Origin of the sequence: Thermocrinis ruber (genome assembly GCF_000512735.1) — a bacterium.
GTDB lineage: Bacteria > Aquificota > Aquificia > Aquificales > Aquificaceae > Thermocrinis > Thermocrinis ruber.
The window spans coordinates 943,402-970,401 of the sequence record NZ_CP007028.1 but is presented as its reverse complement, the minus strand read 5'-3'; the positions used below and the strand labels follow the sequence as shown (position 1 = coordinate 970,401).

The window sequence follows — 27,000 nt, the reverse complement described above, 5'->3', positions numbered from 1 at the left end:
GGAGAAAATGGCTAAAAACTTCTGCAGGCTCTTGCTCGTGCTTCTCCTCCTCCCCTTTTTTACACAAGCAAAGCAGTTCAAAACTCCAGGAAAAGCCTTGGCGGAGATATACCCAAACGCGCAGATAGAGGTCAAAAATATTGTCCTCTCAAAAGAACAGCAGGAGGAAGTTCAAAAGCTATCGGGCGTCAAGCTTGACACAAGGCTCGTATCTTGGTATTTGGTAAAGAGAGGGGGAGAAGTCATAGCCTACGCTTATGTGGATACCCATGTGGTAAGGACAAAGCCAGAGGTGGTTCTATACACTATAACTCCAGAGGGAAAGTTGGATGTGGTGGAGGTTCTTGCCTTTCAGGAACCGTTGGAATATATGCCCGACGAAGACTGGCTCAAAGTTTTCAAAGGCAAAGAGTTGGCTCCGGGCACACTAAGGCACAGAAGGGACATTCCGAACATAACCGGTGCCACCATAACCGCAAGGGCTATAACCGACAACGCCCGCAAGGTTTTAGCCATCTGGCAGGTTCTCTTTGGGGGTAAGAGATGAGATTTTTTATATCCGCCAGACTGAAGGACAACAAGCCTCTTTATTACATGGTTATCTTCTTTCTCTTTCTCAGCCTGATCTTTTGGCTTAGCTCTTGGTTATACTTCTACAGCAAATACGGTTTTTCTTATGAAACACTCTACAAATACTTTTTCCAAGACCCAGAATTTCCAGAAAGAATATCTTTAGCCCAGCTCTCAGAAGATCTGCACATTCAGACCTTCTTAAACGCTTTCTATTTACTTACCATCTTTGCCCTATTTATTTTGACCTCTCTTTCTTCCTCTGTAAAGGCTTTTGCCATACTCCTGAGTTTCCTTTCCTGTGCATCTTATTTATACTCAGACTTCCTGATCCTATACCTTTCACCTACCTTTGTTTATTTAAAACTTTTTTCCTTTATAGGCTTTCAGCTCATAAACCTGTTTGTAATTCTTTACACCCTCTTAGCCTTATTAACTTCAAGGGAGGACAAATATACAGACATAAACCTACTTAAACTGTTAATGTTCTTTTTTTCCTTGCTTTTAATGGGCTTCTTTTTCACAAACATATTGGCTTTCTATTCAAAGATGGGCTTTTCCTTAGGTTCTATAAAGGAGTATTATCTTGGAAATCCAGAGAAGTTCCTAAAGCCTAAAACCTTTGGGGGTATGTTTAAGGTCTTTTATCCTCACCTTATTTCAATGGCGGTCTTTTCTGTGGCAGTTGGGCATTTTTTGATTTTTGCGGGTTCAAGCTTTAGCGTTCCTTTGGGAATTGGGCTATTTTTATTTTCATTCCTTGATAACCTTTCGGGTTTTTTGATTAGATTTTTACATCCAGACTTTGCCCTTCTAAAGCTTTTGTCTTTTGTAGCTTTGCAGGGTATTATCCTTTACTCCGCCCTGCTTATGCTAATGAGAAGTAAGCCATGGGCTTGATGCTATTTCTTTTTCTTTCCTTGTTTGCCTTCTCTCAGGAAAAGGTCTTTCACCTTATGGGCACTTATGCCATAATAGACCTGCCCTCCGAAAAGGCATATCAAGCCTACAGGTTTATGAAGGGACTTGAGGAAAAACTCTCCGATTACATAGAAGATTCTGAGGTTTCAAGGATCAACCGGAAGGCGGGTCTGGAACCGGTGGAGGTGTCTGCGGATACTTTGGAGGTTATAAAAAAATCCCTTTGGCTTTCGGAGCTCACAGAGGGAGCCTTTGACATAACAGTAGGTGCCATAACCATAAGGGCAAAAAGGTTAAGAGAAATTTCCGAAGACGAGGCAAGGAATCTGGTGAATTACAAAAAGGTCAAGGTGGAAGGCAGTAGGGTATTCCTTGAAGAGAAAGGCATGGCTATAGACTTGGGAGGCATAGGAAAGGGCTTTGCCATTCAGAAGGCCTATGAGTTTATAAAAACGGACAAGGGTTTTATCGCAATAGCGGGAGACCTAAGGATATGGGGACACAAAAGACTTTTGGCGGTGTATAACCCTATTAATGGCAAAATCTTAGCCCAAGGCTACAATAAAAAGGACCTTTGCCTTTCTACATCAGGAAATTACAGAAGAGAACACATAATCGGTAAAGGTGGCAAGCTATTGCAAGTAACAGTAGCTTATGAGGATTGCACTTTGGCGGATGGGTTATCTACAGCCCTTTTTTCTATGGATGATAAAAAAAGATGGGATTTTATTGAAAAACACCCACAGTTTGGCTATCTTCTGCTGTTTTCTGACGGCTCTGTTTATGTAAATAAGACCTTTCTTGAGTTTTTTGAAAGTTTGGAATTTTTCGGAAGTGGTATAAAATAAACCTATGAGGTCTGCCTACAGGATTTTTCTGTCTGGCAGGGTGCAGGGAGTAGGCTTTAGGAGCTGGACAAAGAACCTGGGAGAGAGCTACGGACTTAGCGGTTGGGTGCGCAACCTACCGGACGGAAGGGTTGAGGTTTTTGTGGAGGGCGATGAGGAGGTTGTGGCCCAGTTCATATGGAAACTGTGGGAGGGACCAAGGTCCGCAAGGGTGGACCGGATGGAAATTTTAAAGGAGGTGCCTACCCATGAAGAAAGAGGTTTTTATATTAAGTATTAGCCTACTTTTTGGAACAGCTTTTTCCCAAGAGTGCAAATACCACAAGGTAAAAAGTGGAGAAAGCTTAGAGAAAATCGCAAAGAACTACGGAGTTAGTGTGCAAGAACTCATAAAAGCTAACAAAAACCTAAACCCAAACAAACTAAAAGTGGGTGAAAATTTATGCATACCTCAGAAGACACCCGCGAAAGCGCAAGACTACGCCATATACAAAGTCAAAAAGGGAGACGCACTACAAAGCATAGCTGAAAAATTTGGTGTTGATGTGCAAGAGCTTAAAAGCTTTAACAACCTAAAGTCTGAAAAGATAATAGAAGGGCAGGAAATAAAAATACCCGCCAAGGGTACCGCCAAAAAACAAAAAAAGGAAACCCAAGAGTATGGAACCTATGTAGTTCAAAAGGGTGCAAGGCTTGAGCATATAGCAAAGAAGCTTGGTGTTTCTCAAAGGGAGCTGGAAGAGCTTAACCCAGAATTGAAAGGTAAATGGCTAACAAAAGGAACTGTAGTTAAGGTGCCAAAGCAAGAGCAGAAAAAGGAAAAAAGGGAAGAAAAATACACAGTATACAAAATCAAAAAGGGAGGTCGCCTTGAGCATGTGGCAGAGCGCTTGGGTGTTCCCAAAGAGGAATTGGAAAGGCTCAATCCAGAGCTGAAGGGTAAGCGGCTTTCTGCGGGGACAGAAGTAAAGGTGCCCGTAAAGGCTGAAAGGAAAGAGCCAAAGGTTCCCTACAAAACCTATGTAGTTCAAAGAGGTGCAAAGCTTGAGCATGTGGCAAAGAAGCTCGGTGTCTCTCAAAGGGAATTAGAAGAACTTAACCCAGAGCTAAAAGGTAAATGGCTAACAAAGGGAACGGTGGTCAAAGTGCCCTTAAAGGTGGAAGAAAAAAGACAAGCGGTCCGTCCAGTAGAGAATCCCTTAGAAGAAAGGAAGCAAGAGAGCACATCTAAGGCAGAAGCTGAAATGCCACAGGAAGTAAAAATATCAAGGAATAGTCTACCTATGCCTGTGGATGGTAGAGTTTCCAGAAACGGTAGAGGTATCACCATAACCACAGATTGTGGAAAGCCAGTAAGGGCAGTTGATAGTGGAAGGGTCATATACAGTGGAGGAGACCTCAAAGCTTACGGAAACATGGTCATAGTAGATCATGGAGATTTTATCTCCATATACGCATACAACGAGAAAAATTTAGTAAAGAGAGGCGATAGCGTGTCAAGTGGACAACAGATCGCTTTAGTTGGAAGAAAGAACGAAGGAGAGGAGTGCATGCTTTACTTTGAACTTAGAAATAAAGAGGGTGTTCCACTAGACCCAACTGAGTATATAAGAAACACCCAGTAAATTACTCCATAGGGCTTATGTAAATTATTGTTTTTTGTACACCTTTTTCTATACGCTTTAATGTTCTTATTTCGTAGATTTGATTGTCGTTTTTTATAACCTTAGCCTTTTCTAAGACATCCCATAGGCTCTTTAGCATGTTGTCAATATCCCTCTTTCTGTGATTGGGCAAAACCAGGATCACTTCCATTGAAAGTTTGCCTTCCAAAGGTTCTCCCTGATACTGCTGTTTTATCTCCCACACTGCCCTCATCTCCCAGTTTTTAACCCTTGGGGGTTTAAAAACTACACCGCCCTTTTTTCTTATATACCTGTTGCTTTTAGGAACTGGCAAAGAGGAAAGCTCAAGCTTTATCCTCTTTTCTTCACCCACTTTTTTCTTCAACCAGGAGGTCTAGCTCTTTAAAGTCCTTTACCACCACATCTACCATCTCTCCCTCTTTAACTAGCCTCTCTGCCTCTAAATAGCACAATCCATCCACCTCTGGCGCTTGAAACCAAAGCCTGCCTACGGGCACAATATTCATCTCCTCGTCGTAGCCATCCACTAGCATCCTAAAGCTTTTACCCAAAAGCCCTCTGTACTTTTCCTTTATAATCTCACTCTGAACTTCGTAAATAAGTGCCCTCCTTCTCTCCTTCTCCTCATCGGGTATAGGGTCTCCTAAGGACTCTGCAAAAGTGCCATCCTCGTGGGAATAGCTAAACACACCCACCCAATGGAAGTAGCCCTTTTGAACAAACTCAATCAATTCCTCAAAGTCCTTTGTGTCTTCCTCCGGATAGCCCACTATGAAGCTTGTTCTTAAGACTGCGTTGGGTATTTTGGAAAAGATCCTTTCCACGAGACCTTCCACAAAATCTTTACCATAGCCTCTTCTCATGCTCTTTAGAACTCTGTTGGAGACGTGTTGTAGTGGTATATCAAAGTATGGCAGGACCTTTGAAGAGTTTTTAATGTAATCAATAAGCTCATCGCTCACGTCTGTGGGATAAAAATATAAAAGTCGGACCCACTCTATGCCTTCTATGTCCTCCAGCTTTTCTAAGAGTTTAAGCAAGGCGTTCTTTCCGTATAGATCTCTGCCGTAATAGGTGGTATCCTGCGAAATCAAACATAGTTCCTTTACTCCGTTTTCTGCTATCCACTTGGCTTCCTCTACAAGTTCCTGTATGCTCTTTGACCTGTATTTGCCCCTTATGGAAGGTATGGCACAAAAGGAACAAAGACGGTTACATCCCTCAGATATCTTAAGGTAGGCGTAAGATTTAGGAGTGGTTAATATCCTTTGAACTTTTTCTACTTTCTTTAGGCCCAAAAACTCAAGAATTTGGTCCCAGCTCTCAGTTCCAAAGTATGCCTGAACCTCTGGTATCTCCTTTTGTAGTTCTTCTTTGTACCTTTCCACTAAACATCCCATAACGATGACCTTCTTGTTTTCTGCGTATTCAAGTATGTAGTCTATTGCCTCCTCCTTGGCTGGGTTTATAAAACCACAGGTGTTTATGATTATAGTGTTTGCCTTTTTGGGATCATCCACCAGTTTTGCGCCCGCTGACTTTAACTTTCCAAGAAGAATTTCCGTATCTACCAAGTTTTTAGAACAGCCTAAGCTAATAACTCCTATCTTTAGCTCACTTCTTTTGCGTGCCATCTTCCGTCTTCTTTAAAAACTCTTTTGGATTTCTATTAACCTTTATAGTCTTAACGCCACCTCCCTTTTCCTCAACCACCATATAGTTCTCTACCTTTCCATTCTTTTCAACCACCATATATCCTACCACACCCTCCAAATCGGTAAAGGGCTCTTTTGCGTAGGAATACAAAAAGACCACCAAGAGAAGAAAAAGGAATCTCATATTTTCTCCTCCTTCATAATAACTAATATAGTCAAATCTCCTTTTAGCATGCCCTTTTCAACCCTCTCCACCTTAAAGGTAGAAGGGTATGATACAAAACCTCCCTTTTCCAGAGATTTTAGGAAATTCACTACGTTTGCATAACTACCCACAAAGGATATTTTAAGCTCTGCAGTGGGATGTTTTACCACATTGGAGGTTTGTTGTTTTTGCTCTTGTGCCTTTTGCTGTGATTTTTGTTGTTGAGGTTTTTGTTGTTGCTGTTGTCCTTGCTGTTGTGGTTGCTCCTTCACTATCTTAACTACCGCTCTCCCTTCTGGAGTTTTTTCCAAGGTGTAATTCACCTCATTGGGCTTTGCAAGGTTTATGGAAAGCAGTCTTACCCCGCTTTTGCTTGCTATGGCACCCAACTTTTTGTATACAGAGCTTACATCCTCAGTGGAAGGTATCTCTCCAACCAATAACTCAAGCTCTTGCTTTTTTACTTCCAGTTGAGCCTTTAAATCATCTCTTTGCTTTCTAAGAGGTTCCAAGGCCTTTGGGTCTGTCAATCTCTTTAACTCTGCTATGCGTCCGGTAAGCTCTTCCTTTTCCTTTCTACTTTTTTCTAAATCTTCTCTTAAAGGGGTAATTAGCATTGCATAGATATATCCTATGATGACTATTGGTAATATTAGAAGTATAAACAACTTCTGCCACTGAGGAAGGGCGGACCACTGGGCTTTTAGCTTTTCCATCACTGTCCTCCTATACTTTTTTCCGCAACAAGTTTTGTGGAATAATACTCATAACCGTTTGGTGTCACTTTCCTTTCTATACCACTTATAAAAACTTCCGCATTTTTCTTTCTAAGGCTGTTGGCATAAGAGCTTATGCTTGCATAGTCAAAAGAAGAGAGGTCAAATTCTGTCTTAAGTTTTCTATTTTCCATATCTAGGCTTTGACTATAAGTAAACATCCAACTAACAGAAGGAACGGAACTGGAAAAACTAACAAAGCTATTGTTGAAAGGTTCATACAGTGATTTCAAACCTACGAGTATATCCTTACTACGCTCTATCATATTCATTTCTGTCTTTAAAGCGGATATCTCAGACTCTATTTCTTTCTTTTCTTCTGAAATGCGTTTTGCCAATCCCTCTAACCTGCTTTTTTCCACCTGCAATTGATCTATCTCTAGCTTTATTTGTGTTAATTCTTTTGAGATTTTCCAATACCACACACCCATACCTAAAACGCAAATCCAAAGGAGAGCAGATAGATAATACTGTGCTTTATCTAGTTTTAAAAGATCACTAACCTTTACCTCCTTCAGAGATACAAATGTAGGTTGTGGTAGGGTTTTTTTAGCTTTTTTCTCCTTAAGTAGATTTATCTTTATCATTTTGATCCCCCCCTTAAACTAAGTATATAGGGGACAAAAAAGTTGGGCGGTAGTTCGCCAGCGTCCAAAAGCCCCAATATGGGCAGGTTTTCAAGCATATAATCCAAGAAACTTTGATTGCTTAGGATAACACCTGCAATATAAACGTTAAAAATATCGTTTATCACAATTAGATTCCTTACCTCTGCAATAAAGTTTTCCAAGAGTTCCTCAGAGGTGGAGTGTGATTCTGCCTTTTTAATGTATCCCAAATAATCCCAGTTTATTACAGAATAGGATATATTGGAAGGACTGTAAGTCAAAAGTATAGAATAATCGTAATCTATGTATAGAATAGAAAAAGGTAAGGCAAGCTTATGATATATGCCGTAATTCGCTATAGCCAGCACTTCATAGTCTATGATCTCAGGCTTTAGCCCTGCGGAACTGATTAAATTAGCTAGCCTATTGACAGATTCAGCACGGGCAAGCACCAAAGCCACACTTAGGGCATCTTCCCCGTGCAAGATAAAGTAATCGTAAGTGGCTTCCTCTTTTATCTGAGTTAATTCTCTTTTTATTATCCATTCTATGGCGCTGTCCAAATCCTTTTGGCTTATTTTGGAAGGGTATTTGTAGAGCTTTAGTATTCCATCGGTAGCTGGAAGCGCTGCAATAACCTTATGTCCCTGTAATCCATATTCAGCCACTATCTTTTTTAGGGCTGAAAGTTTTTTATTTTCATCTCCATCCTCAAAGATAATCTCCTGTGGTTGAAAAATGGGCTTTCCATCTTCTCCTAAATCTAAAAGCCTTATGAAGCTTTTACCAACCTGCAGTGCCAAGTAGTTTTTAGCTCCTTTGGAAGAAAAAAAACTCAAAGTCCTTATACGGTCCAAAACTTTCATACACCTACCCTCCTATTTTTAGTTTCGGCTTCTGCTATAACTAATAAAGTTTTTAATACGGAATCAGGGTTTAGTGAAATACTGTCTATACCTTCTTCTACCAGAAACTGGGCAAAGTCTGGGAAGTCGGAAGGTCCCTGACCGCATATACCCACCTTTTTACCCTTTTCTTTGGCGATGCTTATGAGCTGGGATATTAACCTTTTGACCGCCTCATTCCTTTCGTCGTAAAGATGTGCCACGAGCCCTGAGTCTCTGTCCAAACCAAGGGTTAGCTGAGTTAGGTCGTTGGAGCCTATGGAGAAGCCATCAAAGATCTCTGCAAACTTGTCCGCGAGGATAATGTTGGATGGAAGCTCTGCCATCACATAAACTTCCAGACCGTTTTCTCCCCTTCTTAGTCCATACTCCTCCATAACCTTGAGAACCTTTTCGCCCTCCTCCGGTGTTCTACAGAAGGGTACCATTACCTTGGTGTTGGTGAGCCCCATCTTGTTTCTCACCCGCAGTATTGCCTGACATTCAAGCCCAAAGGCTGGTTTGTAGACCTCCGAGTAGTATCTTGACGCGCCCCTCCATCCAAGCATAGGATTTTCCTCTTCTGGTTCAAAGAGCTCACCACCTATAAGTCCTTTGTATTCGTTAGACTTAAAGTCCGAAAAGCGCACTATTACAGGATTTGGATAGAAGGCAGCAGCTATTTTGGCTATGCCATAGGAGAGCTTTTTAACAAAGTACTGCGCCTTATCTTCATAACCAAAGGTCAGATTTTCTATCTCCTCTATGGTTTTTTTGAGGTTGATCTGTTTTTTGTCTTTACCCTTTGCCAGCTTGCTTTTGAGGGGTTCCTCCGCATGCTTGTATATGGAAGCCATAGAACAAATTCCCCTCTCATCGATGGCTCCACACTCTTCAAGCTTTTCCACCAAAGCTTTAAGCTCCCTGTAATAAAGAAGGGCTAAGGGATGGATCTTTATGTAGTTTGCTATGATGAACTCCTCACGTGCCAGTCCTACTCCATCGTTGGGAATAAAAGAATACTTGAAGGCCGATTCAGGGTTGCCCACGTTCATCATAACCTTGGTTCTGGTCTTGGGCAGTTCCTTTAGGTTGATCTCCTCTACCTCGTAAGGTATGTAGCCTTCGTATATGTATCCTATCTCTCCCTCTGCGCAGGAGAGGGTGATTTCATCACCAGTTTTCAACACTTCCGTTGCCTTGTGGGTACCCACCACTGCGGGTATGCCCAGCTCCCTTGCCACTATTGCTGCGTGGGCAGTTCTCCCTCCTCTGTTGGTGATTATACCGCTTGCTTTTTTCATTACGGGTTCCCAGTCTGGGTCTGTTATGTCTGTTACCAGTATCTCTCCCTCTTGAAACTGTCCTGCGTCCTTTAGGTCGTGGATGACTCTAACTCTACCATGAACTACCTTATCGCCTACTGCGATGCCATACAAGATCCTTTTCTTAGCCCTCTCCTCCACTGGCATGCTAATCTTGTAGACCTTTAGTACGTTCTCCTCTTTCCTTGAATGCACCGTTTCTGGTCTTGCCTGAACCACAAAGAGCTCGTTTAAAACCCCATCCTTTGCCCACTCTATGTCCATGGGCATCCATCTTCCGTTCTTTTTGGAATAGTACTCCTCTATCAGAACTCCCCATCTTGCCAGTTTTAAAATCTCCTCATCGGTGAGGGCAAACTGCTTTTGCTCTGAAAGTGGAACGTTGACGATCTTTGTCCTCTCTTGCCCCACTCCATAAACCATCTTTCTATCCTTTCTACCGAGCTTTTTTTCTATTATGGCCGAGTATCCCGCCTGAAGGGTAGGCTTGAAGACCATATACTCATCTGGGGTTATCATGCCCTGAACCAGAAGCTCACCCAAACCGTAAGTTGCATTTATAACTATCACATCCTTAAAGCCTGACTCTGTGTCCAATGTAAACATAACTCCGGAGGCGCCCAGATCGGACCTTACCATCTTTTGAACGCCCATAGCTATGCCAACCTTAAAGTGGTCAAAGCCCAAGCTCTCCCTGTAAGAGATAGCTCTGTCTGTGAAGAGGGACGCAAAACCGTTCTTTATAGCGGTTAGCACATTCTCCGCACCTACTACGTTTAGGTATGTATCCTGCTGTCCTGCAAAGGAAGCATGAGGCAAATCCTCGGCGGTGGCGGAGGACCTAACCGCCACATCCACCGCAAAGGAGTTATACCTCCGAGAGAGCTCAGAGTAATACTTTTTTATCAACTCCTCTAGTTCTGGAGGAAATTCTCCACCTTTTATAAGTTCCCTAACCTCGTATGCCCTCTTTGCCAAGTCCTGCACATCATTAGGGTTCAAACCTTCCAAAATCTTCCTTATCTTTTCTTCTAAATTGTTATACCTCAGGAACTCATAATAGGCTTTGGATGTTACTACAAAACCGTAGGGTATGTTAATGCCAAGCTTTGAGAGGTTTCTAAGCATCTCCCCGAGGGATGCGTTCTTTCCGCCCACCAAGGGCACATCCTCTATGCCCACCTCATCCAACCAAACTAAAAACTTCTGCTCCATGCCTACACCTCCAAAACTATTTTTTCAAAATCTCCAAAGCGGTTAAAAAGTTTTTTTATTCTAAACAGAAGGGCTAATCTATTTCTTCTAACTTCTTGATCTTTATCCATAACAAGAACCTTATCAAAGAAGCGGTCTATGGGTTCCTTGAGGTCCCAAAGGTCCAATGGTTCAAGCCTTTCACCCTCCAAGCTCTTTACCTTTTCCCAAAGTTCCCTCTCCTCTTTCTCCTTCATAAGGTCCTCCTCAACACGGTCATCTTCCCACCCCTTGGGAAGAATTTTAACGACCCTCCTGTAGGCTTCTACTACATCTTTAAATTTTTCCGTTTCTTTCAAATTGGCAAGCATCTGTACTAGCCTTATTGCCTCCAATGGTTTTAGTGGATCCTTCACCTCCAAAACAGCCCTTACAACATCGTAGCCATATGGCTCCAAGTAGGCTTCCAGCCTGTTTTTCATGAACTCCTCAAAACCCTGTGGGACAGAGCCCAGCACCTCCCTCAGGTTCAAGTTATAACCTCCGTTATCAAGGATTGCAAAAATGCCATAGGCACTGCGCCTTAGTCCGTACGGGTCCGAGCTACCGGAGGGCATCTCGCCCACACTCAAAAGGGTTGCTATGTTATCCAACTTGTCCGCCAAGGAGAGAATTTGAGAAACCGCACCCTCGGGCAAGGGGTCTGTGGCGCTTTTGGGGAGATAATGCTCGTAGATGGCTTTAGCTACCTCCTCCTCTTCTCCAAAAGCCTTTGCATAAACCATACCCATGTAGCCCTGAAGCTCATCCAGCTCCTTTACCATGTTGGTGAGCAGGTCCGCCTTTGAAAGGAATGCAGCCCTTTTTACTTTTTTTACAACATCCTCCCCAAAGCCAAGGGCTCGTGCGATCCTCTCTGAGAGTTCCATAAGCCTTTGGGTCTTCTCCCACATACTGCCCGCCTTTGGGTGAAAGATCACACCCTTTAGCCCATCCACCAGATTTTCCAAGGGGGTCTTTAAGTCCTCCCTGTAGAAGAAAAGGGCATCCTCAAGCCTTGCCCTTACAACCCTCTCGTAGCCTGTCTTTATCAAATCGTTTGGAGTATTACCGCTGAAGGCTACAAAGTAAGGCACCAGTTTACCCTCTTGGTTGGCAAGGCAGAAAAACCTCTGATGGTGGGCAAGGACTGTAATCAAAATCTTCTCGGGTAGTTCCAAATACTTTTCCTCAAAGCTTCCTACCACAGAGAAGGGAAACTCAAGGAGGTTTGCCACCTCCTCCGGAAGACCCTCTGGATACTGGGGCGTGCAACCTAAGGCGTAAGCTTCTTCCCTTAACATTTCTAAGACCATGCCCAGTCTCTCTTTAAAGTCTGGAATCACGTAAGCACTTTTTAGCTTTTCTTCATACTCCTCCGCATTTTTGAGAACTAAGGGACCACCATGCAAAAATCTATGACCGTATGTGATCCTGTCCGCCTTCACCTTACCAAATTGAAGTGGGACAACCTCCTCTCCGTAGAGGGCACACAACCACCGGATAGGTCTTGAAAAGGTCAAACCCTCTGAATTCCAACGCATCCTTTTGGGAAAAGGAATAGATTGTAAGAGCCCTTCAAACTCCTCTTTCAATTTCTCCAAGGGCGTCTTTTCCCTTTGAACCCTACGAACAGCCACATACCTTCCCTCTCCCTTTTGAACCTCTATCACTTCCTCTTGAGTGGCAGAGACCTTTTGCAAAAATCCCAAAAGCGCCTTTGTGGGTTTCCCATTCTCGTAAGCTACGCTAACGGGAGGACCAACTATGATCTCCTCTTTTTCTGTTGGTGTGTTTTCAAAGTCTTCTGTTAGAATGGCTAAACGCCGGGGGGTGCCGTAGGTTTTTATAACCTTTACCCCTAAGAGTTTTTCGATGCCCTCCTTGAGGCTCTCTAGGGCTAGGTTTATAACCCCCGCGGGCAGTTCTTCTGTTCCTATTTCAATCAGGAGCTTCATAACTACATCTCCATTAAAAGGGCTTGGGCTAAGTTAGACCAATAAGTTCCCTTTGCCTCTTTGAGGATGGACTCTAAGACCTTCTTTGCCTCCTCTTTCCTGTTGCTTTCTAAGAGCACTTGTGCCTTAAGCAGTTGGGCAGAGTAGTAGTTAAAGCTGTCTTTTCCTATAGAGTTGAGAACGCCGAGGGCTTTCTCTTTTTGTCCTTCCTTGTAGTATGCAAAGGCGAGCATCTCGGTGTATAAGGACTTTATTTGATCATCCTTCAGGGATGAAATTATCTCCAAAAGTTTTTTACTATCTTCCTTTCCATCCAAGGCGTAAGATAGAAGGAGGGGCTTAAAGGCACCACCCTTTTTCAGTCCTTCCTCTATTAGCTTCTTAGCCTTCTCCTCCTCCCCCGATTGCATCAACCTTCTTATCTCCCACTCAAGGTAAGATACCTCAAAGTTCCTCTTTTTTTCCCAATCCTTGTAAAGGATGAATAGTCCCACCCCTAAAAGCAAAAGGACAGGTGGGACCAGATACCTCCAAGGTAAAAACACCATTGATATAGATTTTAAACCATAACCTTCAAGAGTTCATCCACCACCTTTAAGTTCTTTAACACCGACTGAACGGACCTTTCCCACATTTCGCGCTCTTCCGGTAGCATGGGGATTTTGATGACCTCTTCCACTCCGCAGTTGCCAAGCTTGACTGGCACACCCACGCAGGCACCCTTCACTCCATAATACTCTCCCACTTCTCCATCAAGATAGACGGAGCAGGGCAGTATGCGTTTGTTGTTTGTTACTATGGCTTCCACCATCTCCACTATGGACGCAGCGGGAGCATGATAGGCGGAGGTACCCATTAGGTCCACTATCTCACCACCACCAAACTGAGTTCTTTTTATAAGTTCCTGAAGCTTTTCTTTGCTTAGCAGGTCCTTTAAGGGTATGCCACCTACGTTGGATATGGAGATCAAGGGAACCATCTCGTCACCGTGGCCTCCTATCACGTAGGCGTGAATATCTTGGGGAGATACGTCTATCTCCTTTGAGATGAAGGTTTTAAAGCGGGCTGAATCCAAAACGCCCGCCATCCCCATGACCCTTTGAGGTTCAAAGCCCAGCAGTTTGTAAACCGCGTAGGTCATCAGGTCCACTGGGTTGGTTACCACTATCACTATGGCATCCTTAGCGTATTCCTTTATTTTGCTGGCTATAACCGAGAGGATGGATATGTTCTTTTCCAAGAGGTCTTCCCTTGACATACCCGGTCTTCTTGGAAAGCCTGCGGTTATAACCACTATGTCGGAGCCCTCTAAGGCTTGGTAACCTTCTCCATCTGCGCTTACAGTGTATCCTTCCACTTTGCCGTCAATGTTGAGGGCGGAGAGCATCTGCTGAATGTCAAGGGCTTTTCCTTTAACGGGTTCTATTATTCTGTCTCCGTCCTTTTTGGGTAAGTCAAACATACGCACATCCACAAGCCCCCTTAGGGCAAGGAGGGCGGCGGTATGCTCCCCTACATTCCCCGCACCTACCACAGAAACTACCTTTCTTAGCTTCATACCTTTACCCCCTGCTTGCTTTTGATCCAGTTCAAGAGACCACCTTTGAGGAGCACAGAAATCTGCTTTGAAGTGAGGTTGTATGTGCAAACTATTTCCTCTCCAGTGGTTTTGTTTATAACCACGATTTCTTTACCTTCCTGTAGCCTATTTTTAAGGTCTGGGATAAAAAGTTCATCGCCCAGAGAGAACTTGTTGTAGTCCTCTTTGTGTTTGAACTCGAGGGGCACTATACCAAAGTTGACCAGGTTGGCGTGATGAATACGGGCAAAGGACTTTGCTATAACAGCCCTAACTCCCAAGAACCTCGGAGCCAACGCAGCATGCTCTCGGGAAGAACCCTGTCCGTAGTTCTCTCCGCCTACTATGATGTTTGCCTTGCCCTTTTGGTCCCTGATTTCCTTCGCTCTTCTTACAAAGTCTGGGTCTACGTAGTGATATACATACTCGCTTATGGCGTAGATGTTGGAACGCAGAGGTAGGATCTTGGCACCGGCGGGCATTATGTGGTCGGTGGTGATGTTGTCTCCCACTATGAGGGAAACCTCTCCTTCTATGCTTTCTGGTAGTTCATCAAACTCTGGCAGTGGTTTTATGTTGGGTCCTCTGTATATTTCTACCTTTTTGGCTTCTTCCTCCGGTAGTGGCTCTATAAAGGCTTCGTCGCCGTAGGGGAACCTTTCTGGCATTTCCACCTTGACCCACGGAATACCCAACTTCCTTGGGTCTATGATCTCTCCTGCAATGGCGCAGGCTACGCAGACCTCGGGGGATGCAAGGTACACCTTTGCGTCGGGTGTGCCGGACCTACCCTCAAAGTTCCTGTTAAAACTCCTTACGGAAACACCACCGGAGGGAGGTGCAAAACCCATGCCTATACAGGGACCGCAGGCACTTTCCAATATCCTCGCACCAGCCTTTAGAAAGGTCAAAAGGGCACCATTTTGGGTGATCAACTCAAGGGCTTGTTTGGAACCTGGGGCTACCGCAAAGATCACATCAGGATGAACCTTTCTACCTTCCAAAATCTTGGCAGCGCGTGTTAGGTCCACAAAGGAAGAGTTGGTGCAAGAACCTATTACCACCTGATCTACCTTTATACCTTCCACCTCCCTGACGGGCACCACATTGTCCGGAGAGTGGGGACAAGCAATCAGTGGCTCAAGTTGGGACAGGTCTATCTCTATAATCTCGTCGTACTCTGCATCGGGGTCCGGAAGGATTTCTACCCAATCCTCCTCCCTTCCTTGGGCTCTCAGGTATGCCCTTGTGATCTCGTCGGAGGGAAAGATCGAGGTGGTGGCACCAAGTTCCGCACCCATATTGGTGATGGTAGCCCTCTCCGGAACGGAGAGCTCCTTTATACCCTCTCCAAAGTATTCAAAGATTTTGCCCACACCACCCTTTACTGTGAGCCTACGCAGAAGCTCAAGGATAATGTCCTTGGCGGTAACCCAATCGGGTAGTTTGCCCTTCAGATGGACGCCTACGATCTTGGGCATCTTCAGATAAAAGGGCTCTCCTGCCATTGCGCTTGCTACCTCAAGACCACCGGCACCTATGGCAATCATGCCCATGCCACCGGCGGTGGGAGTGTGGGAATCGGAGCCAAGCAGTGTCTTTCCGGGCTTGGCAAACCTTTCCAAGTGCACCTGGTGGCATATACCGTTGCCAGGCTTGGATAGCCAAATACCGTATCTTTTTGCCACGCTCATAAGGTATTTATGGTCATCGGGGTTCTTGTAGTCGGTCTGTAGCATGTTGTGGTCTATGTAGCTTACCGAGAGTTCCGTCTTTACCCTATCCACACCCATCGCCTCAAACTGCAGGTATGCCATAGTTCCGGTGGCATCCTGGGTGAGGGTCTGGTCTATCTTGATGGCAATCTCCTCGCCAGGTATGAGCTTACCGCTCACCAAATGGCTTTCAAGAATTTTGTAAGCTACCGTTCCCTTTGCCATGTGGTCCTCCTTTCAAAAAGGGATGATTTATATTATAGACTTTTTACTCTATAAATTCTACCACGGAGTTCAGCTTATGTTCTATAGGAGATAATGCTCCAATTCTTTCCTTATCCTTTCTAACTCTCCCTTCACGGTGGGATGGTCTTGGTCCAACCAGCCCTCCGAATACCACTTATAATAGGGCGTGTTTATTATGTTCCAGCCAGCCCACTTTAGTTTTTCTATCCTTTCCACGTGCCAGTCCGCATAGCTATGCAATCCATCCCCCTCAAAGTGATGAGGACCATCAACCTCTAAAGCAACAAATTTTTTATTGTGTTTATTGTAAAGAACAAAGTCCAACCTATAACCACAGGTTTTATATTGGTTGTATATTTCAATGTCTACTCCATATTCCCGCTTGAAGCTTTCTTTTAAGGGCACTAAACACCTTTCATAAACAAACTCTTCAAGCTCCGATTCAAATTTAAACCGACTAAAGTGGATGTTATCCTCATCCAAAGCCACATTGGGTTTTTCTTCACTAAAGTGGGCTATGTATCTTTTAGTTAAATCAAAGTTTTCCGGCAAACCTCCATAGACTAAAAAGGTAAAATACTTAGCCCTACTTGTTGCCACGTTAAACCTGTTTTTGTTTTCATAGTGGTTTTTACTCCTGTTACTTGCCTTATCCAGTGCCATTGAAATTATTACCACATCAAACTCATGACCCTGAAGTTCCTCTGGAGTGCCTGCATAAACTCTTTCTCCAATTCCTTCTTCAAAAAGTCTTATTTTTATTCTTTCCGATTGTTCCCTTGTAAAGCAAACAACCCCTATGGTGAATTCCTCTGGGACATAATCAGGCAACTGAACCTCCTGATAGCTCCTTGAGCTTAGAAGGCTCTTTATGATCTCAAAAACCTTTTCCTCTTCTTCTATAACAAATTTTGAACTTCCATACCTACGCCCTCCTGTTTCTATGTGCTTGAAGTTTTTATAAAGCTCGTACTCGGGTTTTTCTGTCATTATGGACAGTTTGTTTTCGTAAAATTCTCTGTTGGTGAACCTTGCGAGAGAGGGAACAGACCTGAAATGTTCGTCCAACATTACCTCAGGTATTCCGAAATTATTTTTCCCTCAAAAAGTCAAGGATAGACGCCTTAGTAAGGGTTATTCTCTTTTCCTTCGCTTCTTCATAACTCAGGTTTGCAGGCTTATATTTTTCCCAAGTGTATGAATCAAGCTTGTTGCTTATCTCAAATCCAAGCCCAGTGGATTCAAGGCTCAATTGCTTGTGGTCTCCAACAACACAAATCCTTTTCGCCCTGTAAAAAACAGGGATAACCTGTGCCAGATTTACCTGAGAGGACTCATCAACCACTACCAGATCAAACAGCTCAGGCTCCATAGGGAGTACTCTGTCCACGCTGGGGATATCTACAATCCAAATGTTAAAAACCTCTAACAGATTAGCCCAGTTTACGTTATCCTTTGCCTTTTTTATCCTATCAACCTTTTGATAGTGCAAAATCTGTTTAAAAGTGTTTAAGTCAGTTAGGTATTCCCTTGCATTTTCAAATATCCTTTTCTGGTTAAGCAGTCTTAAATATTCTTGTGCATCTTCCATTATTTGCTTACGGCGAACCTCAAGCTCTTCCTTCAGCTCATTTGGGTCAGTTTTAGTTTGAATTTTGTTACGAATATTAACCAATTTTTTGTAATTGGCAAGGACATTTCTAAGCTTAGCTAAGTAATCAGACAACGGCTTCCTCATTAACAGATTGCTATCCACATCTTTATCAATCTTTTTGATTTCCTTTATAAGGAATCTCTTTCTTATTCGCAAAAGCATTGTATCTCCGCAGTTTTCCAGTACTTCAAAAGTTCTATAATTTGTATCAAAAAAGCTTTCATTCAAATTTCTACTATACAAACCTATCTTTCTGGTTATTTCATAAAAGCTTCTGTTGAATATTTCCAATTCCCTTGCTAAGCTCTGCCTAACATCCGAAAATTCATAGTTTAAACTCAATATTTCCTTGTACTGCTTAAGCCTTCTCTTGTACTCCTCTATGCTTGAATTGAGTCTGATTTCTAAGTTCTTTAACTTAGTTTGAAGATTAAGTAGTTCATATTCATGAACATTATACGATGTTAGCTTGGAAATGTATTCTTTAAGCTTCCCTCTGTAATCGTCATGGTAATAGATAAACGGTAAATAATCGTCTCCCTTCCCAAGCTTTTCCGTTAGCTTTTCGTATAAAACCTTTATGGCGGGAGCTTTTTGGGAAACTATTAAAACTTTGTAGCCTTTAAGAATACTCAAAAGTGCCAAAGCGGTTATAACATGGCTTTTACCAGTGCCAGGTGGTCCTTGAATGTAAGAAATCTCATAGCGAATGGCATTCTCCAATCCCTCTTTTTGCTTTTTAGAAAGATATATCGGTAAGTAATATTCCAAATCTCCCAACCTAAATTTTTCTATTTCTTGTATTTTTTCTGATCTGGAAGAGAATACCGCACTGAATAGCTTTTCTAAAGCCCTGTTTGTAAAGCTTCTGTTTTCTTCAATTTCCTCTATCATAAGCCTTAAAGAATTGTATGTGGAGATTTCTGACGGAAAATTGGAAAGGAAAATATAGCATAAATCCGCATAAAAAGTATCCTCTATGCTTCTCAAATAGTCTATATCTTTTTGACCTTCTTCAAACTCATTGTTCTTTATTATTTTCACTTCAAGTTCTGGTTTAAACACTTCTTTTATTTTGGGAATGTATTCAATGGCTATGTTTCTCAGTTCTGTTATTGACTCAGCTTCCTCCATTTTTTCTTCAATTTCCTTTATAAGCTCTACACGCTCCAGATGTTTTTCGGATGAAGAGTTATCTTCTTCGTCATCAGGAGAAAGTTTTACGAATAGGTCGTAGTTTAAAAAGGTCTGTCCCAAGCTTACGGATTTTGGGTCGCTTAGGTCATCTACTTCTAAATTAATCACAAAAATAGGAGCAAAAATTTTTAGCCTTCTTTGCCTTTTCGTTTGGCTTATCGTTCTCAACTTCAGAATGTTTAAAAAGCCCCACCCCTAAGAAAAGGGCTTTACCTGACCTTAGCTGATTTGCTCTACTGCTAATGAAAATTCTCAGATTTTTTCTGTCTGCAAGCTCCACCTCCTTTTCTATGTGCCAATCTTCTTCAATAAACAAAAAGTCCAACTCCTGCTTCTTTCTTCCCCTTCTACCCTCAATGTAGGAAAAATCAACCCTTGTGCCTATCTTTCTGCTTAACTCTTTCAGATATTTCAGATACTTTAGAACATCGTCTATGTTGATCATATCTTTAGCTCGCTTTCGTCAAGGATAGGTTCCGTTAAAAGCTTGGCTATATGGTCTATACGTTCCCTTGTTTGTTGTTCTAATTGCTCCATTTTTGTATTCAGTTTTTCTATCTTTTCTCTAATTTCTCTTATATCGTTTGCCTTTATGCCATTTATTTCCTGCATAAGTTCAACAATCTTTTCATCAAAAATGTCAACTACTTCCTGCAAAAGCTCACCAATCCTTTCATCAAAATCTTGTTTTACATAAAGCAGACTTTCCTTTACACCCTTTACTTCCTGCGAAAGCCCGCCTACCTTTTTATCAAAATCCAACTTTACATAAAACAGCAGTGCCAAATTGGCTATTAAAAGTCCTATGAGCATCAGAATCCAAAAATCCCCCTGAGTGGGCATCTTTTAAACCTCCAGCTATTCTATCTTAACACGCATGATCTACATTGATCATATCTTCAGTTGGTCTTCATCAAATATAGGCTCCGTCAAAAGCTTAGCTATACGTTCCATGCGTTCCTTTGTTTGTTGTTCTAATTGTTCCATTCCTTCCCTTATGTTCTCTACTTCTTGTGAAAGCTTGTCCATCTTTTTATCAAGTTCCAATATTAAACGCACCTTAATATCATTCACTTCCTGCAAAAGCTCTGCCAGTTTCTTGTCAAAGTTCTGCTGCATATGAATTAAGTTTTCCTTTATATCCTTTACTTGTATACCCTCTACTTCTTGCGAAAGCTTGCTTACTTTTTTATCAAGATCTAATATCAAACGCCCTTTAATATCATTTACTTCCTGTAAAAGATCCATCAGTTTATTGCCAAAGTTTTGTTGTATATGAATTAGATTTTCCTTTACATCTTTTACTTGCTGCACAAGTTCGCTTGCATTTTTACCCGTTTTAATATCACTTACTTCCTGCAAGAGTTCAATCATCCTTTTATCAAAATCTTGTTTTACATAAAGCAAACTTTCCTTTATGCTCTTCACTTCCCTTAGGAGCTCACTTACGTTTTTATCATTAGCTAGGTTTTCCTTTACACCCTTTACTTCTTGCAAAAGCTCGTTCATCTTTTTATCAAGATCCAGCCTTACATAAAACCGAAATACTAAGTTAGCTATTAAAAGCCCTACAAGTACAAGAATCCAGAACTCCCCCTGTGTTAGCATCTCTTAATCCTCTGCTATTTTATTGTTGCTTTTATTTTAACATATTTTTTTGATTTTGTCAAGATTATAAGGAAGGTTGAATAAAAAGCACCAAAAAATGAAATATGAAGTCCGTAAATTGAACTATAGCTTGGATGAAAGATTCAAAAAAGCCTGAAAAGTCCCATCGCAAACATATCAACGGACTTCAGAGATGAAGAACTTCCTTTTTTGTTAAATGATCTTAAGAACATAAAGGGTTAGCACCAAACACGCAAAGAATATTACAGCACCGTAAATTTTATAAAGCCACGTGTTTGTTCTATAATAACCCATGTCCACCTGCTTTATGGTCCTATAAAAGTTTATGGCACCAAGTATGAGCGTGAACAGTCCTATAAATATTATGAAAACTCCCACACCGGCAAGAGCCCTGTGATCACCCTTTAGGGACATGTTGAAAACCTTCTCTAACTGTTCTAAGAAGAATTCAAACTTTTCTATAACAAAGCCAAAGACTATTAAAGCTATAGAAGTTCTTATCCATGCAAGGAATGTCCTTTCCGCAGCCATATAGATCCTTGGGTCAGTGGTTTCCTTCGGAGACACTTCTATACCTCCTTCTATGTATCTTATATCAGAATAAAAAGTAAGAATGCCTGCGATTATAAGGAAAGTGCCCACTATGGACAAAGCTATAGCCACAGTTTCCAAAAATACGGATACGTGTATCTTCTGCGTTATATCTGCGAGTGCCTCCAGCTTCCTCAGAAAAACCGCAAAAGACAGGGTGTAAAGGGAAAACCTTATATAACCTAAATAGGTTCTTTCAACAGACATGTATATGCGAGCATCTTTTGCGGAGGGAAGATGCTTAGCTATAAGCATGGTCAAGAAACATAATAATACAGTGCAAAAGCCTGGTTCAAACTTTAACGAAGGATTTGACAGGAGGGAAGCATAACTCTCACACCGTAAGTAAAACTTATATTTAAAATACATTTGCTATGTTCAGGGAAAAGATAAAAAACTTCCACTTTGTGGGTATTGGTGGGATAGGTATGAGCGGTATCGCGCAGGTGCTCTTGCAGATGGGCTACAGGGTCTCCGGCTCGGACCTAAGGGAGAACAAAAACACGGAACTTTTGAGGAGTATGGGGGCAAAGGTGTTTATAGGACACAGGGAGGAAAACTTGGGGGATGCGCAGGTGGTGGTTTATTCTTCGGCGGTTTCTATGGACAACCCGGAGGTGAAAGGGGCAAGGGAGAGGGGCATTCCTGCGATCCCTCGGGGGGAAATGTTGGCGGAGCTCTTTCGCCTGAGGGAGGGTATAGCGGTCTGTGGATCTCACGGAAAGACCACAACCACGTCAATGATAGCACATGTGATGCACGAGGCGGGCTACGACCCAACGGTTATAGTAGGTGGTATTCTAAAAAGGTTTGGTAGCAACGCAAAGCTTGGAAAGGACAACCTTATTGTCTCTGAGGCGGATGAAAGCGACGGTTCTTTTTTAAAACTGCATCCAACGGTTGCGGTGATCACCAACATAGACAGGGAGCATTTGGGCTTTTACAAGGACCTGGAGGATATAAAGAATGCCTTTTTGGAGTTTGCCAACAGCGTGCCCTTCTATGGCTTTTCCGTTATAAACTTGGATGACCAAAATAGCAGAGAACTTTTGCCGAAGATCTCAAGGAGGGTAATTACATACGGTGTTGAGGAGCACGCACAGGTTAGGGCTGTTGGGCTGACTTTGAAAAACGGACATTACACCTTTGAGGTGCTACACAAGGATAAACCTTTGGGCAGGGTAATGCTTGGAGTTCCGGGCAGGCACAATGTTTATAATGCCTTAGCTTGCATAAGCGTATGCTTAGAGATGGATATTCCACCAAAGGTGATTTTTGAGGCACTGGAGAGCTTTAAAAATGCGGAGAGAAGGTTAGAGCTAAAGGGCGAAATAAAGGGTTGTTTGGTCTATGACGATTACGGACACCATCCTACGGAAATAAGGGCTGTGCTGAATAGCCTGAGGGAGCTTTATCCTCAAAAGGAAATAGTCCTTGTCTTTCAACCACACAGGTATTCAAGGACCTACTATCTCTTTGATGAGTTTGCGGAGGTTTTAAAATCCGCAGACCTTTGCATCCTAACGGACATATACTCCGCCGGAGAGGAGAACCTTTGGGGTGTAAGGGCAGAGGACTTGGCTCAGAAAAGTGGAGCCATTTATTTACCCACCAAGGAGGAGGTGTTTTCCTATCTGGAGGAGAACTTAAGGGACTGTGTGCTGGTCTTTATGGGAGCGGGAAGCATTGGCAAGTGGGCGGAGGAATTTTTGAATGAAAGGGTTGTCGGGTAAAGAGTGGGTTCTTTTAAGCGAGATAATAAAGCCCGAGGAAGATGTGGTCTCTGAACTGGGTGAGGTTGTTGCTCAAATTCTTGCCAACAGAGGGCAGGATCAGTCCATCTTGGACCTTCGGCTCAAAAGACTCCTTCCACCTCACCGCATACCAAACATAGACCTGGCGGTGGAAAGAATAAAGAAGGCGATAGATAAAAGAGAAAGGATTGTGCTCTTTGGGGATTACGATGTGGATGGGATCACTGGCACCGCACTGCTCTACAGATTTTTGAAGAACTTTCCCATAACGGTGGTCCCGCTACTTCCCAGCAGGCAGTCGGGCTACGGTCTAAACAAAAGGCTCGTTGATAAACTCTCCCACTACGCAGACCTTTTGATAACCATAGACAACGGCACCACCGCAGTAGAGGAGCTCAGGGAGTTCAAAAGGGATGCAGTGGTAATAGACCATCACAACGTGGGAGAGGAGCTCCCTCCAGCCATACTGCTGAATCCAAAACTCTCTCAGGATTTACCCAAGGAACTTAAGGAGCTATCTTCTGTGGGCTTGGTCTTTTACCTTATAGCCCTTCTTACCAGAGAGTTAAACATAGATTACGACCCAAGGTTGGACATTTACTTACCCGCCATAGGCACCTTGGCAGACTTTATGCCACTGAACTTAACAAACCGGATAATAGTTTCCTACGGCATAAAGTGTTTGGAGTACGTGCAGAAGGGTCAGATAAAGGCTTACGGAATAAAAGCCCTCATGGAAAGGGTGGGACTCAACGGAACTATAACCTCAAGGGATATAACCTTTTCTATAGTGCCAAGGCTAAACGCACCCGGTAGAGTCTCAAGACCCTCCGTAGCCCTAAAGCTGTTCCTGACGGAGGATCCAGACAGGGCAAGGTCCCTTGCCAACAGGATAGAGGAGATAAACCAAAGGAGAAGGCTCATAAGTGAAAGGGCATATGAACTTGCCCTAAAGCAAGCCCTCTCTCAGAAGGACAGGAAGTTTTTGGTGGTAGTGCTTGATAGTTGGGCGGGTGGTGTGGCGGGGTTGGTGGCGGGTAGGCTCTCTGCGGAGTTTCAAAAGCCCACTGCGGTCTTTGCGGTGGGTGATCAGGCAGTAGGTTCCGTAAGAAGTGCCAACGGCATAGATGTGTATTCACTGCTAAGTCAGTTTTCCCACCTTTACCTGAAGTGGGGAGGACACTCTTACGCCATGGGCTTGAGCATGGAAAAGGAAAAGTTGGGGCTGTTTATGGACCTGGTGGAGGAGAGCCTAAAGGATGTGGAGCCTTCTTCCACGATCCTTGAGATAGATGCGCCCCTCTCCTTGGAAAGGATCACTCCCGAGCTTATAAAAAAGCTACACAGCTTGGAACCCTTTGGGGAAGGATTCCCTCCGCCCACCTTTATGTGCGAGTGCGAGCTGATACCAAAGAATTACGACGAAAACAGGCTTGAGCTTAAAACTCCCTCAGGCTTTAGCTTTATCTCTTGGGACAAAGACCTAAACAGAAAGCTCTTAGGCTTAGAAAGGCTGAAGGGGAAGGTGGTCTATCAAATAGACCTTACGAGACCAAAGAGACTACACCTTTTGGACTTTGCCCATGAGTAAAGTTGCCATCTTGGGAGCGGGAAGGTGGGGCACTGCCCTGGGGCTCGTTCTATCTCGGAAGGGCAATGAGGTTATGCTTTTTGACAAAAATCCTTTCGTGGTGGAAGCCCTCAAGGAAGGGAAGGACCCTTATTGGGGTATAGAATTTGAAAAAAAGCCCTTTGCTACCACCCACTTGGAGGAAGCCTTAGACTTTTCCCAGTACATACTTATAGCTTTGCCCGTGCAGGTCATAAGAAAGGTGCTTGAAGGGAAAAGCATAAAGGGAAAAATCTTTATATCTGCGTCAAAGGGTTTGGAGGTGGGCACCAACAAGAGGGTCTCTGAGGTTTTAAAGGAGCTTTTCCCAGATTGTAAAGTTCTTGCCCTCTCTGGTCCCTCCTTTGCGGAGGAAACTGCAAAGGGACTTCCCTGTGCGGTGGTGCTGGCGGGGGAGGATGTGGCGCTTCTGAGGGAGGTGAGGCAGCTCTTTTCCTCGGAGCTCTTTAGGGTTTATCTTTCGGAGGACATAGTGGGTGTGGAGCTTGGGGGAGCGTTAAAGAATGTGATTGCCATAGCATGCGGTATATCTGACGGGCTTGGCTTTGGAGACAACGCAAGGGCTGGTCTTATCACCCGGGGGCTTGTGGAGATGGTTAGGTTGGGCACCGCCTTGGGTGGAAAGGCACAAACCTTTTACGGACTTTCTGGCTTGGGAGACTTGGTTTTGACTTCCACCTCCTCCAAGTCAAGAAACAGAACCTTTGGCTTTTTGCTGGGACAAGGGCTAAGCCTTGAACAGGCACAGGAAAAAATAGGGCAGGTGGTGGAGGGCAAAGAAACGGTAAAGGCGGTAAAGGAGCTTTCAGAAAAGCTCGGCTTATACGCACCTATCTCTTGGGCGGTTTATCGTGTGGTGGTGGAGGGGGAAGAACCTCTGAAGGTAGCCCGGGAGCTTCTTTTGAGACCTCCTCAGAGGGACTTTGAGGGTCTATGAGTTCTCCCGGGTAGAAGTACTCATTACACTTGGGGCACAGGAAAATGCCACCACCACAGCACTCAATAACCTCTAAAAGCCTTCCGCATTTGGGGCAAGTTTCCATCTTTTAAAATTTATTCTGCCATGAAGAAAAGAATTGTTAGCGATATAAACCTCAGGGAAGACCGGCTACCGCCTGGGCAGAGGTGGATCTCCGCACCCATAGTCTACGACATAGTGGATGATATTCCCAACTGGGATATGGGCTCATACAGGTTCAAGGTTTGGGGTGAGGTGGAGGAGCCTTTGGAGTTAACCTACGAGGAGCTTCTTTCTTTGCCCTCGGTGGAGCTGGTGGCGGACTTTCACTGCGTTACACGGTGGAGTGTTAAGGAGATCCTATGGGAAGGCGTTCAGACCCTTGAAATTCTCAAAAGGGCAAAGCCAAAGGACAGTGCGCGCTTTGTCTTGGTGCACTGTTTGGAGGGCTACACCACCAACCTACCCTTGGAATATCTCTATGAAGAGGACACCATCTTAGCTTACAAGATGATGGGGCAAGTGATTCCCAAAAGGCATGGCTATCCTCTAAGGCTCGTGGTTCCCAAGCTCTACGCTTGGAAGAGTGCCAAGTATGTGTGGGGGCTTGAGATATTAAAGGAGGATGTCCCGGGCTTTTGGGAACAGAGGTGCTACCACATGAGAGGGGACCCGTGGAAGGAGGAAAGGTACTGGTAAGGCTGAACAAATACCTCTCTATGTGCGGTGTTGCTTCAAGGCGAAAGGCGGACCAACTGATCCTTGAAGGTAGGGTAAAGGTCAATGGACTGGTGGTAAAGGAACTCGGCTGGAAAATTGACCCAGAAAAGGACACGGTAGAGGTAGACGGAAAAGTAGTAAAACCGCCAAGGTTCATGTACATTGCCCTCTACAAGCCCTGCTGTTATCTTACCGCCCTCGGAAAGTCCAAAGATGGGAAGAGAACCATAGAGGAGCTACTAAAGGACGTGCCCGTGAGGGTCTATCCCGCCGGGAGGCTTGATTACAACGCAGAGGGACTTTTGATCCTAACAAACGACGGAGAGCTGGCAAACCGTATAATGCATCCCAGGTATAAACTGCCAAAGACCTATCAGGTTTTGGTAAAGGGAAAGGTTAGCCAAAAAACTTTGGAGGAGATGAAAAAGGGAGCGGTCTTGGAGGATGGGTTCGCTAAGCCTGTAAGCGTTAGGCTGATAAGGTATGAAGGAAAAAACAGTCTATTGGAAATTGTCTTTACGGAGGGAAGAAAGCACATAGTTAAGAGGTTTACCGCCCACTTTGGACACAAGGTTTTAAGGCTCAAGCGCACCGCCATAGGTCCCATAAAACTGGGAAAGCTAAGCCCGGGTAAGTGGAGGGAGCTCTCCAAAGAGGAAGTCCATATGCTAAAGAAGGCTGTTAAAATGGTTAAATAG

27 protein-coding genes are annotated in these 27,000 nt (G+C 43.6%); 10 read left to right on the top strand and 17 right to left on the bottom strand.

Translation table 11 applies throughout. The features are described from left to right. Positions 1–7: 7 nt before the first annotated feature. Genes THERU_RS05210 through THERU_RS05190 form a run of 5 tightly spaced genes read left to right on the top strand, consistent with a single transcriptional unit; the run spans position 8 to position 3,964 of the window. Entirely contained in the window at positions 8–547 is a 540-nt protein-coding gene (locus tag THERU_RS05210) for an FMN-binding protein (protein WP_245565800.1), read from the top strand. Further along, positions 544–1,470, top strand: coding sequence for a hypothetical protein (locus THERU_RS05205; RefSeq protein ID WP_025306222.1), 927 nt, complete (start codon positions 544–546; stop codon positions 1,468–1,470). The genes THERU_RS05210 and THERU_RS05205 overlap by 4 nt, the downstream gene beginning before the upstream one ends. Beyond that, entirely contained in the window at positions 1,461–2,339 is an 879-nt protein-coding gene (locus THERU_RS05200) for an FAD:protein FMN transferase (protein ID WP_025306221.1), read from the top strand. The genes THERU_RS05205 and THERU_RS05200 overlap by 10 nt, the downstream gene beginning before the upstream one ends. 4 nt (positions 2,340–2,343) lie before the next feature. Further along, positions 2,344–2,619, top strand: coding sequence for an acylphosphatase (locus THERU_RS05195; RefSeq protein ID WP_025306220.1), 276 nt, complete (start codon positions 2,344–2,346; stop codon positions 2,617–2,619). Further along, positions 2,588–3,964 carry a LysM peptidoglycan-binding domain-containing protein gene (locus THERU_RS05190; RefSeq protein WP_025306219.1) on the top strand — a complete coding sequence of 459 codons (1,377 nt, stop codon included), beginning with the start codon at positions 2,588–2,590 and terminating at the stop codon, positions 3,962–3,964. The genes THERU_RS05195 and THERU_RS05190 overlap by 32 nt, the downstream gene beginning before the upstream one ends. Position 3,965: 1 nt before the next feature. Here the strand turns inward: THERU_RS05190 and THERU_RS05185 are convergent, their stop codons facing one another. From THERU_RS05185 to THERU_RS05115, 17 genes are all read right to left on the bottom strand, one after another. Beyond that, on the bottom strand, positions 3,966–4,337 hold the full coding sequence (locus THERU_RS05185; protein WP_025306218.1) for a RusA family crossover junction endodeoxyribonuclease: 372 nt from the start codon (positions 4,335–4,337) through the stop codon (positions 3,966–3,968). Beyond that, the gene (rimO, locus tag THERU_RS05180) at positions 4,330–5,619 is read right to left on the bottom strand and encodes a 30S ribosomal protein S12 methylthiotransferase RimO (protein WP_025306217.1); all 1,290 of its coding nucleotides are present in this window, start codon (positions 5,617–5,619) and stop codon (positions 4,330–4,332) included. Before rimO ends, THERU_RS05185 begins: the two co-directional genes overlap by 8 nt. Then, positions 5,600–5,824: a hypothetical protein gene (locus tag THERU_RS05175; protein WP_025306216.1), complete on the bottom strand. Its 225-nt coding sequence runs from the start codon at positions 5,822–5,824 to the stop codon at positions 5,600–5,602. Before THERU_RS05175 ends, rimO begins: the two co-directional genes overlap by 20 nt. Continuing rightward, positions 5,821–6,561, bottom strand: coding sequence for a hypothetical protein (locus THERU_RS05170; protein WP_025306215.1), 741 nt, complete (start codon positions 6,559–6,561; stop codon positions 5,821–5,823). Before THERU_RS05170 ends, THERU_RS05175 begins: the two co-directional genes overlap by 4 nt. Further along, positions 6,561–7,208 (bottom strand): hypothetical protein, encoded by a 648-nt coding sequence (locus THERU_RS05165; protein ID WP_025306214.1) that lies wholly within the window; start codon positions 7,206–7,208, stop codon positions 6,561–6,563. Before THERU_RS05165 ends, THERU_RS05170 begins: the two co-directional genes overlap by 1 nt. Then, positions 7,205–8,095 (bottom strand): pilus assembly protein PilM, encoded by an 891-nt coding sequence (gene pilM / locus THERU_RS05160; protein WP_025306213.1) that lies wholly within the window; start codon positions 8,093–8,095, stop codon positions 7,205–7,207. The genes THERU_RS05165 and pilM overlap by 4 nt, the downstream gene beginning before the upstream one ends. Continuing rightward, positions 8,092–10,653, bottom strand: a complete 2,562-nt coding sequence (gene ppsA / locus THERU_RS05155) for a pyruvate, water dikinase (protein WP_025306212.1) — start codon at positions 10,651–10,653, stop codon at positions 8,092–8,094. The genes pilM and ppsA overlap by 4 nt, the downstream gene beginning before the upstream one ends. Positions 10,654–10,655: 2 nt before the next feature. Then, positions 10,656–12,629: a glycine--tRNA ligase subunit beta gene (gene glyS / locus THERU_RS05150; RefSeq protein ID WP_025306211.1), complete on the bottom strand. Its 1,974-nt coding sequence runs from the start codon at positions 12,627–12,629 to the stop codon at positions 10,656–10,658. Positions 12,630–12,631: 2 nt separating this feature from the next. Further along, positions 12,632–13,177: a tetratricopeptide repeat protein gene (locus THERU_RS05145; RefSeq protein WP_025306210.1), complete on the bottom strand. Its 546-nt coding sequence runs from the start codon at positions 13,175–13,177 to the stop codon at positions 12,632–12,634. A gap of 11 nt (positions 13,178–13,188) precedes the next feature. Then, positions 13,189–14,187: a malate dehydrogenase gene (locus THERU_RS05140; RefSeq protein ID WP_025306209.1), complete on the bottom strand. Its 999-nt coding sequence runs from the start codon at positions 14,185–14,187 to the stop codon at positions 13,189–13,191. Next, positions 14,184–16,148, bottom strand: coding sequence for an aconitate hydratase (locus tag THERU_RS05135; RefSeq protein WP_025306208.1), 1,965 nt, complete (start codon positions 16,146–16,148; stop codon positions 14,184–14,186). Before THERU_RS05135 ends, THERU_RS05140 begins: the two co-directional genes overlap by 4 nt. Before the next feature lie 81 nt (positions 16,149–16,229). Further along, positions 16,230–17,240: an AAA domain-containing protein gene (locus tag THERU_RS08345; RefSeq protein WP_051402157.1), complete on the bottom strand. Its 1,011-nt coding sequence runs from the start codon at positions 17,238–17,240 to the stop codon at positions 16,230–16,232. A gap of 19 nt (positions 17,241–17,259) precedes the next feature. After that, a complete protein-coding gene (locus tag THERU_RS08340) occupies positions 17,260–19,128 on the bottom strand; it encodes an AAA domain-containing protein (RefSeq protein WP_051402156.1) in 1,869 nt (622 codons plus the stop codon). Beyond that, on the bottom strand, positions 19,121–19,465 hold the full coding sequence (locus THERU_RS08335; RefSeq protein WP_051402155.1) for a hypothetical protein: 345 nt from the start codon (positions 19,463–19,465) through the stop codon (positions 19,121–19,123). Before THERU_RS08335 ends, THERU_RS08340 begins: the two co-directional genes overlap by 8 nt. After that, positions 19,462–19,863: a hypothetical protein gene (locus THERU_RS05125; RefSeq protein ID WP_025306207.1), complete on the bottom strand. Its 402-nt coding sequence runs from the start codon at positions 19,861–19,863 to the stop codon at positions 19,462–19,464. The genes THERU_RS08335 and THERU_RS05125 overlap by 4 nt, the downstream gene beginning before the upstream one ends. Positions 19,864–19,911: 48 nt before the next feature. Continuing rightward, positions 19,912–20,628, bottom strand: a complete 717-nt coding sequence (locus THERU_RS05120) for a hypothetical protein (protein ID WP_025306206.1) — start codon at positions 20,626–20,628, stop codon at positions 19,912–19,914. A 213-nt stretch (positions 20,629–20,841) separates the two neighbouring features. Continuing rightward, the gene (locus tag THERU_RS05115) at positions 20,842–21,495 is read right to left on the bottom strand and encodes a DUF202 domain-containing protein (protein ID WP_025306205.1); all 654 of its coding nucleotides are present in this window, start codon (positions 21,493–21,495) and stop codon (positions 20,842–20,844) included. A 119-nt stretch (positions 21,496–21,614) separates the two neighbouring features. Here THERU_RS05115 and murC point away from each other — a divergent pair, with 119 nt between their 5' ends. The 5 genes from murC to THERU_RS05090 all read left to right on the top strand — a co-directional run bounded on the left by murC (position 21,615) and on the right by THERU_RS05090 (position 27,000). After that, the gene (gene murC / locus THERU_RS05110) at positions 21,615–22,973 is read left to right on the top strand and encodes a UDP-N-acetylmuramate--L-alanine ligase (protein ID WP_025306204.1); all 1,359 of its coding nucleotides are present in this window, start codon (positions 21,615–21,617) and stop codon (positions 22,971–22,973) included. Then, complete coding sequence (recJ, locus tag THERU_RS05105; protein ID WP_025306203.1) at positions 22,954–24,585, top strand: single-stranded-DNA-specific exonuclease RecJ; 1,632 nt, start codon at positions 22,954–22,956, stop codon at positions 24,583–24,585. The genes murC and recJ overlap by 20 nt, the downstream gene beginning before the upstream one ends. After that, on the top strand, positions 24,578–25,561 hold the full coding sequence (locus THERU_RS05100; protein WP_025306202.1) for an NAD(P)H-dependent glycerol-3-phosphate dehydrogenase: 984 nt from the start codon (positions 24,578–24,580) through the stop codon (positions 25,559–25,561). The genes recJ and THERU_RS05100 overlap by 8 nt, the downstream gene beginning before the upstream one ends. Positions 25,562–25,687: 126 nt before the next feature. Then, entirely contained in the window at positions 25,688–26,281 is a 594-nt protein-coding gene (locus THERU_RS05095) for a sulfite oxidase-like oxidoreductase (protein ID WP_025306201.1), read from the top strand. Continuing rightward, positions 26,257–27,000: a pseudouridine synthase gene (locus tag THERU_RS05090; RefSeq protein WP_025306200.1), complete on the top strand. Its 744-nt coding sequence runs from the start codon at positions 26,257–26,259 to the stop codon at positions 26,998–27,000. Before THERU_RS05095 ends, THERU_RS05090 begins: the two co-directional genes overlap by 25 nt.

Bases quoted from the DNA above. Each gene is read 5' to 3' on its own strand.
- THERU_RS05205 (WP_025306222.1), top strand. From the start codon at position 544: ATGAGATTTTTTATATCCGCCAGACTGAAGGACAACAAGCCTCTTTAT.
- THERU_RS05190 (WP_025306219.1), top strand. From the start codon at position 2,588: ATGAAGAAAGAGGTTTTTATATTAAGTATTAGCCTACTTTTTGGAACA.
- glyS (WP_025306211.1), bottom strand. From the start codon at position 12,629: ATGAAGCTCCTGATTGAAATAGGAACAGAAGAACTGCCCGCGGGGGTT.
- recJ (WP_025306203.1), top strand. From the start codon at position 22,954: ATGAAAGGGTTGTCGGGTAAAGAGTGGGTTCTTTTAAGCGAGATAATA.
- murC (WP_025306204.1), top strand. From the start codon at position 21,615: ATGTTCAGGGAAAAGATAAAAAACTTCCACTTTGTGGGTATTGGTGGG.
- ppsA (WP_025306212.1), bottom strand. From the start codon at position 10,653: ATGGAGCAGAAGTTTTTAGTTTGGTTGGATGAGGTGGGCATAGAGGAT.
- rimO (WP_025306217.1), bottom strand. From the start codon at position 5,619: ATGGCACGCAAAAGAAGTGAGCTAAAGATAGGAGTTATTAGCTTAGGC.
- THERU_RS05210 (WP_245565800.1), top strand. From the start codon at position 8: ATGGCTAAAAACTTCTGCAGGCTCTTGCTCGTGCTTCTCCTCCTCCCC.
- THERU_RS05165 (WP_025306214.1), bottom strand. From the start codon at position 7,208: ATGATAAAGATAAATCTACTTAAGGAGAAAAAAGCTAAAAAAACCCTA.
- THERU_RS05125 (WP_025306207.1), bottom strand. From the start codon at position 19,863: ATGCCCACTCAGGGGGATTTTTGGATTCTGATGCTCATAGGACTTTTA.
- pilM (WP_025306213.1), bottom strand. From the start codon at position 8,095: ATGAAAGTTTTGGACCGTATAAGGACTTTGAGTTTTTTTTCTTCCAAA.
- THERU_RS05115 (WP_025306205.1), bottom strand. From the start codon at position 21,495: ATGCTTATAGCTAAGCATCTTCCCTCCGCAAAAGATGCTCGCATATAC.
- THERU_RS05195 (WP_025306220.1), top strand. From the start codon at position 2,344: ATGAGGTCTGCCTACAGGATTTTTCTGTCTGGCAGGGTGCAGGGAGTA.
- THERU_RS05120 (WP_025306206.1), bottom strand. From the start codon at position 20,628: ATGCTAACACAGGGGGAGTTCTGGATTCTTGTACTTGTAGGGCTTTTA.
- THERU_RS05200 (WP_025306221.1), top strand. From the start codon at position 1,461: ATGGGCTTGATGCTATTTCTTTTTCTTTCCTTGTTTGCCTTCTCTCAG.
- THERU_RS05145 (WP_025306210.1), bottom strand. From the start codon at position 13,177: ATGGTGTTTTTACCTTGGAGGTATCTGGTCCCACCTGTCCTTTTGCTT.
- THERU_RS05135 (WP_025306208.1), bottom strand. From the start codon at position 16,148: ATGGCAAAGGGAACGGTAGCTTACAAAATTCTTGAAAGCCATTTGGTG.
- THERU_RS05175 (WP_025306216.1), bottom strand. From the start codon at position 5,824: ATGAGATTCCTTTTTCTTCTCTTGGTGGTCTTTTTGTATTCCTACGCA.
- THERU_RS08345 (WP_051402157.1), bottom strand. From the start codon at position 17,240: ATGTTGGACGAACATTTCAGGTCTGTTCCCTCTCTCGCAAGGTTCACC.
- THERU_RS05100 (WP_025306202.1), top strand. From the start codon at position 24,578: ATGAGTAAAGTTGCCATCTTGGGAGCGGGAAGGTGGGGCACTGCCCTG.
- THERU_RS08335 (WP_051402155.1), bottom strand. From the start codon at position 19,465: ATGATCAACATAGACGATGTTCTAAAGTATCTGAAATATCTGAAAGAG.
- THERU_RS05170 (WP_025306215.1), bottom strand. From the start codon at position 6,561: ATGGAAAAGCTAAAAGCCCAGTGGTCCGCCCTTCCTCAGTGGCAGAAG.
- THERU_RS05095 (WP_025306201.1), top strand. From the start codon at position 25,688: ATGAAGAAAAGAATTGTTAGCGATATAAACCTCAGGGAAGACCGGCTA.
- THERU_RS05140 (WP_025306209.1), bottom strand. From the start codon at position 14,187: ATGAAGCTAAGAAAGGTAGTTTCTGTGGTAGGTGCGGGGAATGTAGGG.